This is a genomic window from Leisingera sp. MMG026 (assembly GCF_021654205.1).
Lineage (GTDB): Bacteria > Pseudomonadota > Alphaproteobacteria > Rhodobacterales > Rhodobacteraceae > Leisingera.
On record NZ_JAKFZM010000012.1, the window covers coordinates 1 to 16,319 of the forward strand.

A 16,319-nucleotide genomic window follows, 5' to 3' on the forward strand; every position below is an offset into this window, starting at 1 on the left:
GCATCGTTTGCGTCTTCGGCTGCAGCCCCTTGATTTGCATGTCTTCGGCAAAACGCTGGCGCAGTTTGGGAAAATATTGACCGGTCACGAGAACTTCCTGTCATCAAATTGAGAAGGTCCCAATCGTCAGACAGACGCGCCCATTCGCAAATGCACAGCGGTCAGATCAATGCAAAACGCCTGCCCCAAGCGCCAATACCGCGAGAGTGGTTTCCTCATTGTGCCGCACCGCAGCCACCGCAGCGGCCGGCGTTTCATCCGCGTCCGGGCCAGTGCCGTGCCTGTCCGCTGCGCCCGTTAGTTCGGTCTAACGGCCACCAGCACGACGCCCAGTTCCGATTCCAGCTCCTGCAGTTTCTTCAGCTGGTCTTCGGGCAGGGAGGCGGTGTTTGCCTCGACACCCGCCAGCGCCACCACAGGGCTGCCGATGTCCTTTTCCAGACTCTTGATCGCGTCCAGTTTGTCGGCCTCAAGCGAGGCAAGCGGGTACAGCATGGCGGTCTCCTCTTTGTTGATGAGAGTGACTATAGCCGATTCCCGCCGTATCAGGGTTGCGAACGTAAAAGGCCCCGGCTTCCGCCAGGGCCTCTCTCTCGCTCCCGGCGCGATCAGGCGCGCTGCAGGCTGTCCGCGTGAGTGACCACATCCGGCTCCAGGTCCCAGTTCTTGCCGTCCAGCCCGTCGATCTGGTCGTCCTCCGGCACCCGCAGCCCCACGGTCCGCTCCAGGATGAAGGACAGAACCAGCGCAGTGACAACACCGGTGCCGATGCAGACAGCCGTGCCCGCCAGCTGCATCACCAGCGAAATTTCCCCGTGCTGGAACGCATAGGCGCCTTCCTCAACCCCGAAGTAGCCGCCGCGCGGGGTGCCGGCCTTGAACAGGCCCAGCATCACCATGCCCAGAGTGCCGCAGCCCAGGAACAGCGGGAACAGCTTGTGCTCGTCGATGCCGCGCTTCAGCGTGAACTCATAAACCGCATAGGCCGCAAAGGGCGCCACAAGCCCGACAATGAACGCCTGCCAGGGCAGGTAGACGTCGAACCCGGACGCGCCGGCGACATAGCCCGCCAGCGGACCCAGCAGGGTATAGGCGTATTTGCCGGTGGCATAGGCGATCAGCAAGCCGGTCACTGCGCCGCCGGCCCAGACCAACGCGTAATTGTTGATTGCGATGCCGACGCTGGTGTCGGCCATGGTGATGCTGATGGCCAGCGCTTCGGGATCAAAGAAGAACAGGCAGGACAGGATCACCATCGGCAGGCCGGCAAAGATCAGCAGAAGGCCCGGAGCGCACAACCCGATGCTCGGTGCCAGATAGGCCGAGATCCGCGGGTGCGGCGCCATCATGCCGGGGCGCGCGCCCAGCTTGGGGGTGAATACCAGCGCCATTCCGGCCGGGAACAGATACACGAAACCCACACCAAAGAAGTCGTGGAAGCCCGCATTGGTCAGCGGCCCGACCGACCCCCAGGTCGCCCAGCTGAGGGCTGAGGACACCACCGTGGCCACAATGCAGGTGATGAAATAGGCCGAGGCCTTCATCCGTTCCGACACCGCGAAATGAAGCAGAATGTTGATGATGCCGGCAAACACCGCTAGGAAAAAGATGAAGATCTGGAAGGTGTTCAGCCCCGGAAAGGTCCCCGGATCCGTATGATGCGCCATCGCATTGGTCAGGGCGCCGCCCAGCCACCAATCCTTGATGGAGTCCATCATGGTCGCGCCTTCCATGATGTAATACTGCCCGGCCCACAGGCCAAAACCGATGATATAGTAGGTCGCAAACCCCAGGAAGAATCCCAGTGTCTTTTCTATCGTCGAGTTGAACAGATTCCTGCGCCGGGCAGTGCCTGCGTCGATCAGCAGCAGGCCGACGACGACCAGAATGGCTCCGACGATCCCAGAAGCGTACAGAATATTCTGCACCAGTGAATTCAGCGTAACTTGCTGAGCGTGTATCGTGCTCACGTCCAATGGCATTTCCAGTTTTCTCCAAGTTGGTTTGTCTTCCCGCCGGTTGTTTGCCACCAGCTTTGACAGGCCGGCCTATGCTGCCGCCAATGGGCCGAGCATGCCGGTTCGAAACGCACCGGGCGGGTCAGGTTCTCTGACACGCCTGGTTCACGGAAAGGATGGCGGATCCAGGGCGCTTTACAACAAATTATTTTACCTTGTGGAAATAAAGTTTCATTTGCGGCGTATGCGGCGGCTGCATGCCGCATCCTGCGCTGCCGGTTAAGTGAATGGTTTCGGCTTGGGCCGCCCTTGGCGGCGGAATCAACCGGTCTCAGCAGATTTGGCGGCAGGGAAAAATCACGCCGCTGTGGCCGGCGCACCGCAGTGGGGGGCGGGGGGGGGCTGTGTGATCCGGGGGCTGTTTGCCGCTCCGAATCAAGTCGCCGCAGCGCGCCTAGCAACGGGGATTGCTGCACTGCGGCGGCAGCTTGCAGCCCCGAAATGGCAGCCTGGAGGCGGAAAACCCGGTGAACTCCCGCCGATTAAGCTGCCGGACCGGCGGCATTTTGTTCCCCCACGCAAGAATTTTTCCTATACTCTCAAAATAATAGCCAGAACATACCGGCAGCCTGGGAGGAAATTGAACATGATCCGCTCTGAGTTGATTCAGATGATTGCAGACGAAAACCCGCACCTGTATCAGCGGGATGTGGAGAGGATCGTGAACACGGTGTTCGAGGAAGTGACCGATGCGATGTCCCGCGGCGACCGGGTTGAGCTGCGCGGCTTTGGCGCCTTTTCGGTCAAAAAGCGGGACTCGCGGACCGGTCGCAATCCCCGCACCGGTGAAACGGTCCATGTCGATGAAAAACATGTGCCGTTCTTCAAGACTGGTAAGCTCTTGAGGGACCGCCTGAACGGGAAAGCCTGATGCGTTACATTCGCTACGCGGTTCTGGGGTCTCTGGCCATTGTGCTGGTGTCGGTTGCCCTTGCCAACCGGTCTTTTGTTGAGCTGAAACTGATGCCCTCGGCACTGGGCGAGCTTTTTGGTTTCAACTTCACCATTGCGCTGCCGCTGTTTGCGGTGGTGCTGGGCGGGGTTGGCGCCGGGCTGGTGATCGGCTTCCTGTGGGAATGGCTGCGCGAGCATAAGCACCGCAGCGAAGCCGCGCAGAAGACGCGCGAGGCGCGCAGGCTGAACCGCGAAGTGAGCAAGCTGAAAAAGCAGAAGAACGAAGGCAAAGACGAAGTTCTGGCGCTTTTGGAAGACGCAGGCTGACACCGCCATGACAGAGATCCGGGTCAAGATCTGCGGCCTCAGCGCGCTGCAGGATGTTGCGGCCGTTGCCGGGGCAGGGGCGGCTTATGCCGGTTTTGTGTTTTTTCCCAAATCCCCGCGCCACGTCAGCATCGAACAGGCCGCAGCTTTGGCTGTCGAGGCCCCCGCCGGTCTGTGCAAGGTGGCGCTGACAGTTAACGCCGCAGATGCAGAGCTTGATGCGATCACAGCCGCGGTGCCGCTGGATATGTTGCAGCTCCATGGCAAAGAAAGCCCGCAGAGGGTGGCCGAGGTGCGCGCCCGCTACGGCCTGCCGGTGATGAAGGCAGTGGGCATCGCCGATGCCGCCGACCTGCCGCAGATTGCGCTTTATGAACAGGTGGCCGATCAGCTCTTGATCGACGCCAAACCACCCAAGGAAGCCACGCTGCCCGGTGGCAATGGTCTGGCCTTTGACTGGCGGCTGCTGGCGGGCCGCAAGTACTGGCAGAAACCCTGGATGCTGGCCGGCGGCCTGACCCCGCACAATGTCGCCGAGGCGATCCGCATGACCGGTGCGCGTCAGGTCGATGTCTCCTCCGGTGTTGAAAACGCGCCGGGACAGAAAGACGCCGCGCTAATCGAAGTTTTCACCCGGGCAGCGCACGCTGCCCGCGGCTGAAGCCCCGCGCCGCAGCAGCCGATGCAAATGCGGCAGCAGGCGGGATTTGAGTATTTGGAGAAAGATGAAGATGCATCGTCCCATGTCTTCATCTTTCCAAAAATACTCACTTCGCGACCGTGCCTGCCTGGTATGCCATCCGGGTGTTGCGCAGCCGGCGTACGCGGCCCTCACGCCGACTTAAACCCGTTCTGCCATGCTCTCCCCTGATTGCGGTCACGCTGGACCTGAAACTTCCGGCACCTAGAAGCAGGGCCTCATTCATTTGGATCGTGCAGAGCCAACGTTTAGCACGCAGGCGTATCCTCTGGATTTTCAGGACCGCCAGCAAGCAGCAGCAGACTGCCATTCCGGCAGGGCATCGGCCTTCGCCGGATGTGCCTGCTTGCTTCAACCCCTCTTTACCAAGGCAGCGGCGCGCTATAGTCATTGCGGGCGCTGCGAGAGAGGGAAGAACCATGGCCGACGATCTTTTCAACAGCTTCATGAACGGTCCGGATGAACAGGGGCGTTTTGGCATCTTTGGCGGGCGGTTTGTCTCGGAAACCCTGATGCCGCTGATCCTGAGTCTTGAGGCTGAATACAACCGGGCCAAGGACGACCCTGCCTTTTGGGCGGAGATGAAGGATCTGTGGACGCATTACGTCGGCCGTCCCAGCCCGCTCTACCACGCCGAGCGTCTGAGCACCGAACTGGGCGGCGCCAAGATCTATATGAAGCGTGACGAGCTGAACCACACCGGTGCGCATAAGGTGAACAACGTGCTGGGCCAGATCCTGTTGGCACGCCGTATGGGCAAGACCCGGATCATTGCCGAGACAGGTGCAGGCCAGCACGGGGTGGCCACCGCCACCGTCTGCGCTAAGTTCGGCCTTAAGTGCATCGTCTACATGGGCGCCCATGATGTGAAACGCCAGGCGCCGAACGTGTTCCGCATGCGCCTTTTGGGTGCTGAAGTGATCCCGGTCACCTCGGGCCGCGGCACCCTGAAGGACGCGATGAATGACGCGCTGCGCGACTGGGTGACCAATGTGCGCGATACCTTCTATTGCATCGGCACCGCGGCAGGTCCGCACCCGTATCCGGCGATGGTGCGCGATTTCCAGTCGATCATCGGCAAAGAAGTCCGCTGGCAGCTGGCCGAGCAGGAAGGCGAAGGCCGCCTGCCGGACACCGTGATCGCCGCAATCGGCGGCGGCTCTAACGCCATCGGCCTGTTTCACCCGTTCCTTGATGACCCCTCGGTGAAAATCATCGGGGTTGAGGCCGGCGGCAAGGGTGTGGATGACCGGATCCAGCATTGCGCATCGCTGACTGGCGGACGCCCCGGTGTGCTGCATGGCAACCGCACCTATCTGCTGCAGGATGAGGACGGGCAAATTCAGGAAGGTTATTCGATTTCCGCCGGTCTGGATTATCCGGGCATCGGCCCCGAACATTCCTGGCTGCATGAAACCGGGCGCGCTGAATATGTCTCGATCACCGACAAGGAAGCGCTGGAAGCCTTCCAGGTCAGTTGCCGCACCGAAGGCATCATCCCGGCGCTGGAGCCCAGCCACGCGCTGGCCCATGTGATGAAGATCGCACCCAAGCTGCCGTCGGACCACATCATTGTGATGAACATGTGCGGCCGCGGCGACAAGGACGTGTTCACCGTTGCCAAGCATCTGGGCTTCGATATGTCCGACACCGAAGAAGGCCGCAGCTTCGAGGAGTAACGGCAACATCCCGGTAACACAGAAGGCGCCCCGCAGGGCGCCTTTTTCAGTTTAGCTCAGGCCTCATGCAGGACGGTTTCGAAGCCTTCGAACTGCGGATGCCCCAGGATCGGGCTTTCGCCTTCGCGCTTGCCTGCATCGCGGTGCGCAGCGCGGAACTGTTCGGATTTGGTCCAGGCCTCAAAATCTTCGCGGCTGTCCCAGATCACATGGCTGGAATAGAGAAGGTGATCCTTGCCTTCCGGGCCTTTCAGCAGACGGAATTCGCGGAACCCCTTCAGCTCTTTCAAGCGGCTTTCCCGCTGTTTCCAGATGGTCTCAAAATCGGCTTCACGGCCCGGGCGGATCTTGAAGCGGTTCATGGCGATGTAGCTCATGCAGGAGCCTCCTTGTCGGTGTGGTGAAATGCAGGGAGGCTGGCGCAGGCGAGGGTCCGGCGGGCTGGCTTGACGATGCAATAACGGTATTTCCCGCTGCCGGTCAATCCGGGAGGGCAATCGGGCAGGTCAATCCAGCAAGCCGGGCCGGTTCAGGCCGGATCGGCGGCATAGCTTTGCAGAATGCTGAGCGGCACAATCTCGAGTGCTCGCTGATGGGTGGCCTCAAGATGCACCTTGGGTGCGCAGCCCTCATCCGCTGCCTGCAGGAACCGGGCCGCGCACAGGCACCAGCGGTCGCCGGGCTGCAGGCCGGCAAAGCCGAACTCGGCCCGCGGGGTCGACAGGTCATTGCCGACGTATTTGCTGAACGCCAGGAATTCCGCGGTCATCACCACGCAAACTGTATGGCTGCCCTGATCCTCGGCGCAGGTATTGCAATGCCCATCGCGGAAAAATCCGGTCACCGGCGCAGTGGAGCAAGGCGCCAGCGGGCCGCCCAGAACATTGATGCTGTCGTCTTTTTCCATGAGGCCCGTCCTTGGCGCGTTCAGGGTTAAGGATAGCGCGTTTGCGCCGCCGGTCCCGTAGGTTCCGGCTTGAAATGCCAAGTTTACACAGGATTGCCGCAACTGGCTGCAAAACGCAAACCGCCCGCCAGGCTTGCCTGGCGGGCGGTTGAAAATCAGGCTGCAATCCCCGGGTTACTTGCTGAACAGGAAGTGCAGAACATCGCCGTCTTTGACGACGTAGCTTTTGCCTTCCGCCCGCATCTTGCCGGCTTCCTTGGCGCCTTGCTCGCCATTGCAGGCGATGAATTCGTCATAGGCGATGGTCTCGGCGCGGATGAAACCCTTCTCGAAATCGCCATGGATCACGCCGGCCGCTTGCGGCGCTGCGGTGCCGGTGCGGATGGTCCAGGCGCGGGCTTCCTTGGGGCCGACAGTGAAATACGTCTCCAGGTGCAGCAGCTCGTAACCTGCGCGGATCAATCGGTCGAGACCGGCCTCGGCCAGGCCCATTTCCTCCAGGAACATCTGGGCTTCGTCGGCGTCCAGCTGGCTGATCTCTTCCTCGATCTGGGCCGAGATGATCACATGGGAATTGCCCTGCGCCGCGGCCATTTCGGCCACTTTGGCGGAATGCGCGTTGCCTTCGACCGATTCCGACTCGCCCACGTTGCAGACATAGAGCACCGGCTTGGTGGTCAAAAGCTGCAGCATCTTCCAGGCCTTGGCGTCATCGGCGTCAACCTCGACCAGGCGGGCGGGCTTGCCGTCTTCCAGCATCGCTTGCGCGGCGGCCAGCAGCCGGTCCTGCTGCAAAGCCTCCTTGTCGTTGCCCTTCAGCTTGCGAACCAGATTGGCGCGGCGCTTCTCGATGCTTTCAAGGTCCGACAGCATCAGCTCTGTCTCGATCACCTCGGCGTCCGCGACGGGGTCGACGCGGCCCTCCACATGGGTCACGTCGCCGTCTTCAAAACAGCGCAGCACATGGGCAATTGCGTCGGTTTCACGGATGTTGGCCAGGAACTGGTTGCCCAGGCCTTCGCCCTGCGACGCGCCTTTGACCAGGCCGGCGATGTCGACAAATGTCATCCGGGTCGGGATGATCTGCTTGGAGCCGGCAATCGCCGCCAGCTTGTCCAGACGCGCGTCCGGCACACCGACCTCACCCACATTGGGTTCAATCGTGCAGAACGGAAAATTGGCCGCCTGCGCCGAGGCGGTTTTGGTGAGCGCATTGAACAGCGTCGATTTACCCACGTTGGGCAGGCCGACGATTCCCATCTTAAAGCCCATACCGGCCTCCTGATACCACTTGGGAGCTGCTTCTAGGCAGCATTGGGCCTGCACGCAAGGCAAGGATGGCTGGCATATGTGCCACAATCGCTCTCTGTGCGGGGCCGCACAGTAATCCCTCATATTGCTTTTTCGTGAGGTGACTAGGAAAAGCAGCAAATTAAAATATCTTGGTGCAAAGAAAATAATTCTGCGAGGGGCTAGAAATGAAACAGACAGCTTTGCTGGCGGCCGCGTTTTGTGCTGCCGCAGCCATGCCTGCCGCCGCCCAGGAAATGACGCTGGGGCTGGGCTATTCCAATTATTCCCGTGCGGGTTCCGAAGACAGCGCGCTGTTTGCGGTGGAGTATCTGCACGCGCCGTTCCACGAGGGGCGGCTGCTGTCGGCGCGGTTCGGCGCCGCGCTGGAGGTACAGGAGACCGGCGATGTATTTGCCGGCGTCGGCATCAGCGGCGTGGTTGACCTGAACAACAACTGGTTCATTGAGACCAGCGTGATGCCGGGCGCTTATCACGAAAGCTCGCTGGGCAATGATCTGGGCTCGACCTTTGAAATCCGCAGCCTGCTGGCGGTTGGCAAGCGGTTTCACAATGGCAAGGCGGTGTCGCTGGCGCTTAGCCACAAATCCAACGCCTCGACCGCGGATCAGAACCCGGGCGTGAATTCGCTGACGCTGCGCTGGCATATTCCGCTGAACCGCTAACAAGTGCATTCCCGGGCCTGCGCGCGGCCCGGGATTGATTTCCCGCGCAACATTCGGCACACCATGGCGGAAACCTGAATAAAAGGCCCGCCCATGACCCGCATTGATGCCAAATTCGCCGACCTGAAAGCCGCCGGAAAGAAAGCCTTTGTCACCTATGTGATGGCGGGCGACCCCGACTATGACACCTCGCTGGAAGTGGTCAAAGGGCTGCCGGGCGCCGGTGTGGACATTATTGAGCTGGGCCTGCCGTTCACCGATCCGATGGCTGACGGGCCGACAATCCAGCTGGCAGGCCAACGCGCGCTGGACGGCGGTATGACGCTGGAGAAGACGCTGCAGCTGGCGGCAGATTTCCGCAAAACCGATGACACCACCCCGATCGTGCTGATGGGCTATTACAACCCGATTTATAACCGTGGCGTCGAAGCTTTCCTGAAGGACGCCAAGGCGGCCGGCATTGACGGTCTGATCGTGGTGGACCTGCCGCCGGAAGAAGATGACGAGCTGTGCATCCCGGCGCAAAAAGCGGGGCTGAACTTTATCCGTCTGGCGACCCCGACCACCGATGACGCGCGCCTGCCCAAGGTGCTGCAGAACACTTCGGGCTTTGTCTATTACGTCTCGATCACCGGCATCACCGGCGCGGCAGAGGCCGAGGCTACCGACGTCGGCCCCGAGGTTGCCCGCATCAAGGCGGCCACCGATCTGCCGATTATCGTGGGCTTTGGCATCAACACGCCCCAGAAGGCGCAGAACATCGCCTCAATCTCGGACGGCGCCGTGGTGGGCAGCGCCATTGTCAGCCAGATCGGCGCAGGCAAGTCGCCGGATGAGGTGCTGGCATTTGTGAAATCGCTGGCGGATGGCGCCCACAAGGGCTGAGTTTCAAAGCGCAAATTGACTGTAAAAACCGCACCCTCGGGTGCGGTTTTTGCGTTTCCGGGGTGCGGCAATCGCGGCGTTGCCTTTGCTTTGATGAATTGGTAAGAAAACCTTACCAAATGAAAGCGGGAGAGAGTCCGGTGCCGGTGATCACAAATATCAACGACCTGAAGCGCATCTATGAACGCCGTGTGCCGCGGATGTTTTTCGACTATGCCGAAAGCGGCAGCTGGACCGAACAGACCTTCCGCGAGAATACCTCGGACTTCGAGCAGATCCGCCTGCGCCAGCGGGTGGCGGTGGACATGACGGGGCGGACAACCGCGGCCCAAATGATCGGTCAGGATGTGGCGATGCCGGTGGCGCTGGCACCGGTGGGGCTGATGGGGATGCAGCACGCCGATGGCGAGATCAAGGCGGCGCGGGCCGCCGAGGCGTTCGGGGTGCCGTTCACCCTGTCCACCATGTCGATCAACTCGATCGAGGAAGTGTCGGAAGCGACCTCCAAGCCATTCTGGTTCCAGCTCTACACGATGAAGGACGAGGACTATATCCGCCGCCTGATCCAGCGGGCCAAGGATGCCAAATGCTCGGCGCTGGTGATCACGCTGGATCTGCAGATCCTGGGCCAGCGCCATAAGGATCTGAAGAACGGGCTGTCGGCGCCGCCCAAGCTGACCCCCGCGACCATCGCCAACCTGATGACGAAATGGACCTGGGGGTTGCAGATGCTGGGTGCCAAGCGGCGCAACTTCGGCAATATCGTCGGCCATGTGCACGGCGTTTCGGACACCTCGCAGCTGGGCGCCTGGACGGCCGAGCAGTTTGACCCGGCGCTGGACTGGGGCAAGGTCGAAAAGCTGATGGAAATGTGGGGCGGCAAGGTGATCCTGAAGGGGGTCCTTGACGCTGAGGACGCGAGGATGGCCGCCAAACTGGGCGCCGACGCCATCGTGGTGTCTAACCACGGCGGGCGGCAGCTGGACGGCGCGCTGAGTTCGATCCGGATGCTGCCGGAAATCATGGATGCTGTGGGCAGTGACGTCGAGGTGCATCTGGACAGCGGCATCCGCTCTGGCCAGGACGTGCTGAAGGCACTGGCGCTGGGGGCCACCGGCACCATGATCGGCCGTGCCTTTGTTTACGGCCTGGGGGCAAGGGGCCAAAAGGGTGTTGCCGAGGCGCTGGAGGTGATTCGCAAGGAGCTGGACACCACCATGGCACTGTGCGGCGAACGTTCGGTTGACGGCTTGGGGCGCCATAATCTGCTGGTGCCGCAGGATTTCGGCGGGCGCTGGCAGGAATAACGCGGCCCCGGAACCGGGCAGGGGGGCTTTGCCCCTTCCCAAATTGCCGCAAGCGGTCTATAGGCACGGCTTCACGCGGGGTGACAGCCTTGGAGGCACTCCGCCCTAGATACATTGGAGAATTGACATGGCAAAAGAGATTCCTGATCTCGTCGCCGAAGTACGTGCGGGGACGGGCAAGGGCGCCGCTCGCGCTGCGCGCCGCGCAGGCATGGTACCGGGCGTTGTTTACGGTGGTGACGTGGATCCCGTTGCGATCCAGATCCCGTTCAACGTTCTGCTGAAAAAGCTGAAAGCCGGCCAGTTCAAGTCCACTCTGTGGAACCTGAAAGTGGAAGGCCAGGACGACGTGCGCGTGATCTGCCGCGACGTTCAGCGTGATGTGGTGAAGGACCTGCCGACCCACCTCGACCTGATGCGTCTGCGCCGCACCTCGAAAGTCAACCTGTACATCCCGGTTGAGTTCATCAACGAGGACGAAGCACCCGGCGTCAAAAAAGGCGGCATGCTGAACGTGACCCGCCCCGAGGTTGAGCTGGTCGTGACCGCCGGCGACATCCCCGAGAAGCTGGTTGTCGATCTGGCAGGCCTGAACATCGGCGACGTTGTCACCATCTCGTCGATCGAGCTGCCGGTCGGCGCCAAGCCGACCATCGACCGCGACTTCGTGATCGCCAACATCGCATCCCCGGGCGGCCTGACCGCATCGGATGACGAAGAAGGCGAAGAAGGCGAAGCCGAAGCAGTGGCTGCCGAAGAATAAAAAACGCGCCCATTGGGGTAAGGTTGGCGGGCTCCCTTTGCGGGGGCCCGTTTTTTGTTTGCCGGTCCTGCAGGCGAGTGATTGACTTTTCCCTGCGCCGCTGCCCCATTTCCGCCTGAGGACAGGGGAGGGACGGGCATGGCGGATTTTGACATTGCCATAGCGGGCGCAGGCGCGGTGGGGATGAGCTGCGCGCTGTGGGCGCAGATGCGCGGGCACAGGGTGCTGCTGATGGACCCGGAGCCGCCCGGATCCGGCACCAGTTACGGCAATGCCTGCACCTTGGCGACTTATGCCTGCCTGCCGGTGAATGACCCGTCGGTGCTGACGTCGCTGCCCGGCCTGATGTTTTCCAAGGACAGCCCGCTGTCGCTGTCTTATGCCCATGCGCTGCGCAATCCGCGCTGGATGCTGTCGTTTCTGGCCAATTGCCGCGCCGCACCTTCGCACCGGATAGCGGACCACCTGGCGGATCTGCTGTCCCATGCCGATGCCGGAATAAACCCGCTGATCGAGGCCGCAGGCGCCGGCGATCTGGTGGTGGCGCGCGGCCAGCTGTCGGTCTGGTCCACCGGGAAGGCCGGGAAGGCCGCCACATCAGGGCTGGAGCGCCGCCGGGCGCTGGGCGTGCCCTGGCGGGAGGTCGGACCGGATGAAGCGCTTGAGATGGAGCCGGGCCTGCATCTGCCAGTCAAACGCGCGGTGCATTTTCACGCCGCACGGCACTTGCGTGATCCGCAGGAATTCATCACCCGGATGCACCGGGCCTTCACTGAGCTGGGCGGTTCAGCATTGACGGCGGCGGTTGAGGCCGTGAGGCCCTCAGCCTGCGGGGTGGAGTTGCAGGCAGAGGGGCAGAGCCTCACCGCTGGCCATGCGGTGATTGCCTGCGGCGCCTTCTCCCGCCGGATCGAGGGCACGGGCACGCAGAAACTGCCGCTTGGCACCGAGCGCGGCTATCATGTGATGTTCAGGGACGAGGCGCACCGGGTGACCCGGCCCGTCGGCTGGGGCGAGGCCGGGTTTTACGCGGTGCCGCACGCGAACGGTTTGCGGCTGACAGGAACAGTGGAGATCGCCGCGCTGGACGCCCCTGCGAACAAGCGCCGCCTGGCCTATATCGCCCGCAAGGGCGCAGAGATGCTGGGCGCATTGCCGGAACCGGACAGCGAGTGGCTGGGCTACCGCCCGACGATGCCCGACTCGCTGCCGGTGATTGGCCGCAGCCCCCAGTCGGAGCGGGTGCTGTATGCCTTTGGCCATCAGCACATCGGCCTGACCCTGGGCGGTATCACCGGGCGGCTGATTGCCGATCTGGCGGAGGGGCGGCAGCCCAATGTGGATCTGGCGCCCTTTGCGGCAGACCGGTCCTATGCCTGAAGCCGGCGGCACTGGATTCCGCAGCCCAAATAGGGCATCAATCGGCTTCCTTGAAACGCAGATTGAGCTCCGCCCATGAAACTCTTTGTCGGCCTTGGCAATCCCGGCCCGAAATACGAGCGCAACCGCCACAACATCGGGTTTATGGCGCTGGACAATATTGCCGGTGATCACCGGTTCAGCCCCTGGAAGTCCAAGTTCCAGGCGCTGATCTGCGAGGGCAATCTGGGTGGCGAAAAAGTGCTGCTCTTGAAGCCGCAGACCTTCATGAATCTCTCTGGCCAGTCGGTGGGCGAGGCGATGCGGTTTTACAAGCTGACGCCGGCTGATGTGGTTGTGCTGCATGACGAGCTGGACCTGGCGCCGGGCAAGGCGCGCATGAAACAGGGCGGCGGTCATGCCGGCCACAACGGTCTGCGCTCGATCCATTCCCATATCGGCGCGGACTATGCGCGGGTGCGGCTGGGGATTGGCCATCCGGGCCACAAGGACGCGGTGGCAGGCTATGTGCTGCGTGACTTCCCCAAAGCGGATGAGGGCTGGCTGGACGATGTGATGCGCGGCATCTCGGACGGCGCGGCGGACCTGGCCAGGGGCGACGGCGGCAAGTTCATGAATGCAGTTGCGCTGCGCGTGGCGCCGCCGCGCAGCTCAACCACCAAGCCCAAGGCGGAGGCGGAAAAACCCTCCCGGGAGGAGCCTGCGCCCGACACCCGCTCAGCGATGGAAAAGCTGATGGACAAGTTCAAGTAAGCCGGGAGGCAAACAGATGGTGAAACTGATTATCGACACCGATCCGGGCATCGACGATGCGATGGCGATCTTTTATGCTGCCGCGGCGCCGGATATTGATCTGCTGGGGCTGACCACGATCTTTGGCAATGTCACGACGGCCACTGCCACCCGCAATGCATTGCGCCTGCTGGAGGCCGCCGGGCTGGATGTACCGGTGGCCGGCGGCGCCGCCACGCCGCTGGTGCTGCCGCCGTTCAAACCCTCGGCCTATGTGCATGGCGAGGAGGGCTTTGGCGATATCCCCGCCGCCGAGCCAAAGGACCGGGCGCTGAACGAGGAGGCTGCGGATTTCCTGTGCCGCATGGCGCGCGAGCACAGGGGCGAACTGGTGGTCTGCCCGATCGGACCGCTGACGAACATTGCGCTGGCAATGCAGCGCGATCCGGAGTTCATCGGGAACGTCAAATCCATCGTGGTGATGGGCGGTTCGCTGGAAGAGGGCGGCAATATCACGCCCCACGCCGAGGCCAATATCTATCACGACCCGCATGCGGCGGACGTGGTCTGCCAGGGCGGCGCCAAGGTGGTCTTTGTGGGTCTGGATGTTACCCACCGGATCCTGTGCCGGCCGGAGGATTTTGCCGCCATCGCCGCCAAATCGCCCGACCTGGGCGGCATGCTGCAACAGATGTCGCATTTCTATATCAAGTTCTACAGAGAGGTTGCGGGCCTCAACGGCTGTTCGCTGCACGACCCGGCGGCGGTGATTGCCTGCACCCATCCGGACCTGTTCGCAATGCGCGACGTGCCGCTTGAGGTGTCCTGCGAGGGCGAAACCTCCGGCGCGACCCTGGCAGCACCGGACAGCGGACGGGCGCCAGTCAAGGTCTGCATGACGGTGGAGGCGGATGCGGTGAAATCACTGTTTCTGCGGCGCCTGGCGCTGTTGCCCTAGGCCGGGACCGGACCCGTGAAACCGGTCCGGAGTGTGAGCGGACTTTTGGGTACATTTCTGGCAGGAGAGGGAATGTACCGATGCCGAAGAAACGATTTAGAGATGAGCGGATACCTGAACAAGGCCGAGCTGGGATTTCCCTCGCCTAGGAAGACCTGCGGACAATGCCTGTATCGAAGCCTTCAGCAACCGTCTTCGCCTGACTGTGCTGCAGATCGTCTTTGTGGCTAACTGCGTGTAGCGTGCCGTGGTGCTCAGCTTGGCATGGCCGAGCAACACCTGGATGACCCGGACATCCGCTGCCCGGCAGGCGCATCCTCAGGATGCTGCCGAGAGGGGGTGTTGGCCTCCAGCAGATGCGTCGCAAAGCTGTGGCGGAGCGTGTGCAGCGTTGCCGCCTTATTGATGCCCGCCATGTGCTTGGCCGAAGTGAACGCCCGGTTCAACTGTCGTGGTGACAGTGGATTGATCTTCGGCTTTCCCGGAAAGAGCCATCCCTCCTGACGGGACACGCGCCAGTAGTCGCGCAGCAACGCAAGCAGGTTGGGCGACAGCATCGCCCCACGATCCTGCCGGCCCTTTCCATCATCGACATGGATCAGCATACGGTCGCTGTCGATGTCCGTGAGCTTGAGGTTGCATACCTCGGAGGCGCGCAGACCGGCTCCGTAGCTGATGCCAAGGGCGGCACGATACCTGAGCCCGGGGCCGGGAACCGCGGCCAACAGGTCGGCCACCTCCTCGACGCAGAGCACCACGTGCAGTTTGCGGGGCTTGCTGTGGAACTGCATGAAGCGCTTCATCTCTTCGCGCCCGCAGGTCACACCGAAGAAGAACCGCAAGGAAATGATCCGAACATAGAAGGTGCTGGCTGATACCCCGTCTTCAGTCATCTTCAACTGATACGACCGCAGCTCCTCGGGTGTCGCCGTATCGGGTGATCGGCCAAGAAAGGCCGCGAAGTGCTTCACGTTACGGATATCGGCCTTTTGGGTCTTCTCCGCCAGCGGATGTTCATGTCTTTGATCATCCGCTGGCGCAGCCGGGTCATTCTCTCCTTTGTCATGGGAGCCTCCTGTCTGATGATTGAGAAGGCCCCAGTCGTCAGGCAGCTTGCTAAGCCAGCCAAATGTGCCTCGTTTTGGGCGACGCACGCCCGTGGCCATGAGCGCAAATGCCGAGGAGCGGCTTAGTCCTCCTGCGCTCCGCTGCCCCCGGTGCGTCCCGCAGCACCATATGAGGCAGTTTAGCCCTGCCGAGGGGGCGCTTGCGGGGAAGTGACCCGGAAGTTTCGCACGCGCAGCATCGTTGGCCCAGGGTCTTCGGTCTATGGCCGCCTCGGGCTGGATTGAGCAGATCAAAGTTGGCCTGGGGAAGGTTGGCACTGGTCTCTCGGTGCTGTGCCGCCGCATGACGGCAGTTAGCCCAGACCGAATTTGCTGCAACGGCGTAAGATTTCACGCCGCCTCAAAGCGAAAACAGCATCCGTTCTTGCATGTGGTAAAACAGCCGAGGTGAAGCGTGATGAGGTCACCGCGCTCGCCGATGCCCATCAACGCGGCGTCTAGGATCGCGAGCCCTTCATCCATGACTGCATGGCAGCACTCGCCTTTGCGGCCTCATTACGGCTGGAGCGGGGGAATCAATTCCAGGCCGGTTGTCGTGAACATTATGTGAACATTCCTGCGCGGATTTTGCACGTGAATCACGTGCAGTTCCGTAAAAGTTCCCGGAAAACAGGGGGAATCTCCCTGTTCTTCTGACACAGTAAAAATTTGAAAAAACGCCTTGTT

The 16,319-nt window shown here is 61.8% G+C and carries 16 protein-coding genes and 1 pseudogene; 11 read left to right on the plus strand and 6 right to left on the minus strand.

The genetic code is table 11. From position 1 onward, the window contains the following. Positions 1 to 297: 297 nt before the first annotated feature. Together L1069_RS08340 and L1069_RS08345 are read right to left on the minus strand one after the other, a co-directional pair. Positions 298 to 495: a hypothetical protein gene (locus L1069_RS08340; protein WP_237455346.1), complete on the minus strand. Its 198-nt coding sequence runs from the start codon at positions 493 to 495 to the stop codon at positions 298 to 300. A 113-nt stretch (positions 496 to 608) separates the two neighbouring features. After that, positions 609 to 1,982: an ammonium transporter gene (locus L1069_RS08345; protein WP_237455347.1), complete on the minus strand. Its 1,374-nt coding sequence runs from the start codon at positions 1,980 to 1,982 to the stop codon at positions 609 to 611. 622 nt (positions 1,983 to 2,604) lie between these two features. Here L1069_RS08345 and ihfB point away from each other — a divergent pair. The 4 genes from ihfB to trpB all read left to right on the plus strand — a co-directional run bounded on the left by ihfB (position 2,605) and on the right by trpB (position 5,618). Further along, positions 2,605 to 2,889: an integration host factor subunit beta gene (gene ihfB / locus L1069_RS08350; RefSeq protein ID WP_129371946.1), complete on the plus strand. Its 285-nt coding sequence runs from the start codon at positions 2,605 to 2,607 to the stop codon at positions 2,887 to 2,889. Then, positions 2,889 to 3,239, plus strand: a complete 351-nt coding sequence (locus tag L1069_RS08355) for a LapA family protein (RefSeq protein WP_129371945.1) — start codon at positions 2,889 to 2,891, stop codon at positions 3,237 to 3,239. The genes ihfB and L1069_RS08355 overlap by 1 nt, the downstream gene beginning before the upstream one ends. A gap of 7 nt (positions 3,240 to 3,246) precedes the next feature. Then, on the plus strand, positions 3,247 to 3,900 hold the full coding sequence (locus L1069_RS08360; protein WP_237455348.1) for a phosphoribosylanthranilate isomerase: 654 nt from the start codon (positions 3,247 to 3,249) through the stop codon (positions 3,898 to 3,900). A gap of 458 nt (positions 3,901 to 4,358) precedes the next feature. Continuing rightward, positions 4,359 to 5,618 (plus strand): tryptophan synthase subunit beta, encoded by a 1,260-nt coding sequence (gene trpB / locus L1069_RS08365; RefSeq protein WP_237455349.1) that lies wholly within the window; start codon positions 4,359 to 4,361, stop codon positions 5,616 to 5,618. Positions 5,619 to 5,674: 56 nt separating this feature from the next. On the opposite strand, the gene L1069_RS08370 is transcribed toward trpB, so the two are convergent. The 3 genes from L1069_RS08370 to ychF form a co-directional block, all read right to left on the minus strand. Further along, complete coding sequence (locus L1069_RS08370; RefSeq protein ID WP_129371942.1) at positions 5,675 to 5,995, minus strand: antibiotic biosynthesis monooxygenase; 321 nt, start codon at positions 5,993 to 5,995, stop codon at positions 5,675 to 5,677. Positions 5,996 to 6,147: 152 nt separating this feature from the next. After that, positions 6,148 to 6,525 (minus strand): DUF2237 domain-containing protein, encoded by a 378-nt coding sequence (locus tag L1069_RS08375; RefSeq protein WP_237455350.1) that lies wholly within the window; start codon positions 6,523 to 6,525, stop codon positions 6,148 to 6,150. A 174-nt stretch (positions 6,526 to 6,699) separates the two neighbouring features. Continuing rightward, on the minus strand, positions 6,700 to 7,797 hold the full coding sequence (gene ychF, locus L1069_RS08380; RefSeq protein ID WP_129371940.1) for a redox-regulated ATPase YchF: 1,098 nt from the start codon (positions 7,795 to 7,797) through the stop codon (positions 6,700 to 6,702). A 206-nt stretch (positions 7,798 to 8,003) separates the two neighbouring features. Between ychF and L1069_RS08385 the strand changes: the two genes are divergently transcribed. From L1069_RS08385 to L1069_RS08415, 7 genes are all read left to right on the plus strand, one after another. Beyond that, entirely contained in the window at positions 8,004 to 8,501 is a 498-nt protein-coding gene (locus tag L1069_RS08385) for an acyloxyacyl hydrolase (RefSeq protein WP_129371939.1), read from the plus strand. Positions 8,502 to 8,594: 93 nt separating this feature from the next. After that, positions 8,595 to 9,386 (plus strand): tryptophan synthase subunit alpha, encoded by a 792-nt coding sequence (gene trpA / locus L1069_RS08390; RefSeq protein ID WP_237455351.1) that lies wholly within the window; start codon positions 8,595 to 8,597, stop codon positions 9,384 to 9,386. Positions 9,387 to 9,526: 140 nt separating this feature from the next. Next, positions 9,527 to 10,693, plus strand: coding sequence for an L-lactate dehydrogenase (locus tag L1069_RS08395; RefSeq protein ID WP_237455352.1), 1,167 nt, complete (start codon positions 9,527 to 9,529; stop codon positions 10,691 to 10,693). 127 nt (positions 10,694 to 10,820) lie between these two features. Further along, positions 10,821 to 11,456 carry a 50S ribosomal protein L25/general stress protein Ctc gene (locus tag L1069_RS08400; protein ID WP_237455353.1) on the plus strand — a complete coding sequence of 212 codons (636 nt, stop codon included), beginning with the start codon at positions 10,821 to 10,823 and terminating at the stop codon, positions 11,454 to 11,456. Between the two features lie 138 nt (positions 11,457 to 11,594). Further along, a complete protein-coding gene (locus L1069_RS08405; protein ID WP_237455354.1) occupies positions 11,595 to 12,836 on the plus strand; it encodes an FAD-dependent oxidoreductase in 1,242 nt (413 codons plus the stop codon). Positions 12,837 to 12,911: 75 nt separating this feature from the next. Further along, positions 12,912 to 13,589 carry an aminoacyl-tRNA hydrolase gene (gene pth, locus L1069_RS08410; protein ID WP_237455355.1) on the plus strand — a complete coding sequence of 226 codons (678 nt, stop codon included), beginning with the start codon at positions 12,912 to 12,914 and terminating at the stop codon, positions 13,587 to 13,589. Between the two features lie 16 nt (positions 13,590 to 13,605). After that, positions 13,606 to 14,526, plus strand: coding sequence for a nucleoside hydrolase (locus L1069_RS08415; RefSeq protein WP_237455356.1), 921 nt, complete (start codon positions 13,606 to 13,608; stop codon positions 14,524 to 14,526). A 96-nt stretch (positions 14,527 to 14,622) separates the two neighbouring features. Here L1069_RS08415 and L1069_RS08420 read toward each other — a convergent pair. Further along, a pseudogene (locus tag L1069_RS08420) lies at positions 14,623 to 15,592 on the minus strand (tyrosine-type recombinase/integrase). Positions 15,593 to 16,319 lie beyond the last annotated feature (727 nt).

Coding starts and splice junctions, on each gene's coding strand:
- L1069_RS08340 (WP_237455346.1), bottom strand. CDS start 495: ATGCTGTACCCGCTTGCCTCGCTTGAGGCCGACAAACTGGACGCGATC.
- L1069_RS08345 (WP_237455347.1), bottom strand. CDS start 1,982: ATGCCATTGGACGTGAGCACGATACACGCTCAGCAAGTTACGCTGAAT.
- ihfB (WP_129371946.1), top strand. CDS start 2,605: ATGATCCGCTCTGAGTTGATTCAGATGATTGCAGACGAAAACCCGCAC.
- L1069_RS08355 (WP_129371945.1), top strand. CDS start 2,889: ATGCGTTACATTCGCTACGCGGTTCTGGGGTCTCTGGCCATTGTGCTG.
- L1069_RS08360 (WP_237455348.1), top strand. CDS start 3,247: ATGACAGAGATCCGGGTCAAGATCTGCGGCCTCAGCGCGCTGCAGGAT.
- trpB (WP_237455349.1), top strand. CDS start 4,359: ATGGCCGACGATCTTTTCAACAGCTTCATGAACGGTCCGGATGAACAG.
- L1069_RS08370 (WP_129371942.1), bottom strand. CDS start 5,995: ATGAGCTACATCGCCATGAACCGCTTCAAGATCCGCCCGGGCCGTGAA.
- L1069_RS08375 (WP_237455350.1), bottom strand. CDS start 6,525: ATGGAAAAAGACGACAGCATCAATGTTCTGGGCGGCCCGCTGGCGCCT.
- ychF (WP_129371940.1), bottom strand. CDS start 7,797: ATGGGCTTTAAGATGGGAATCGTCGGCCTGCCCAACGTGGGTAAATCG.
- L1069_RS08385 (WP_129371939.1), top strand. CDS start 8,004: ATGAAACAGACAGCTTTGCTGGCGGCCGCGTTTTGTGCTGCCGCAGCC.
- trpA (WP_237455351.1), top strand. CDS start 8,595: ATGACCCGCATTGATGCCAAATTCGCCGACCTGAAAGCCGCCGGAAAG.
- L1069_RS08400 (WP_237455353.1), top strand. CDS start 10,821: ATGGCAAAAGAGATTCCTGATCTCGTCGCCGAAGTACGTGCGGGGACG.
- L1069_RS08405 (WP_237455354.1), top strand. CDS start 11,595: ATGGCGGATTTTGACATTGCCATAGCGGGCGCAGGCGCGGTGGGGATG.
- pth (WP_237455355.1), top strand. CDS start 12,912: ATGAAACTCTTTGTCGGCCTTGGCAATCCCGGCCCGAAATACGAGCGC.
- L1069_RS08415 (WP_237455356.1), top strand. CDS start 13,606: ATGGTGAAACTGATTATCGACACCGATCCGGGCATCGACGATGCGATG.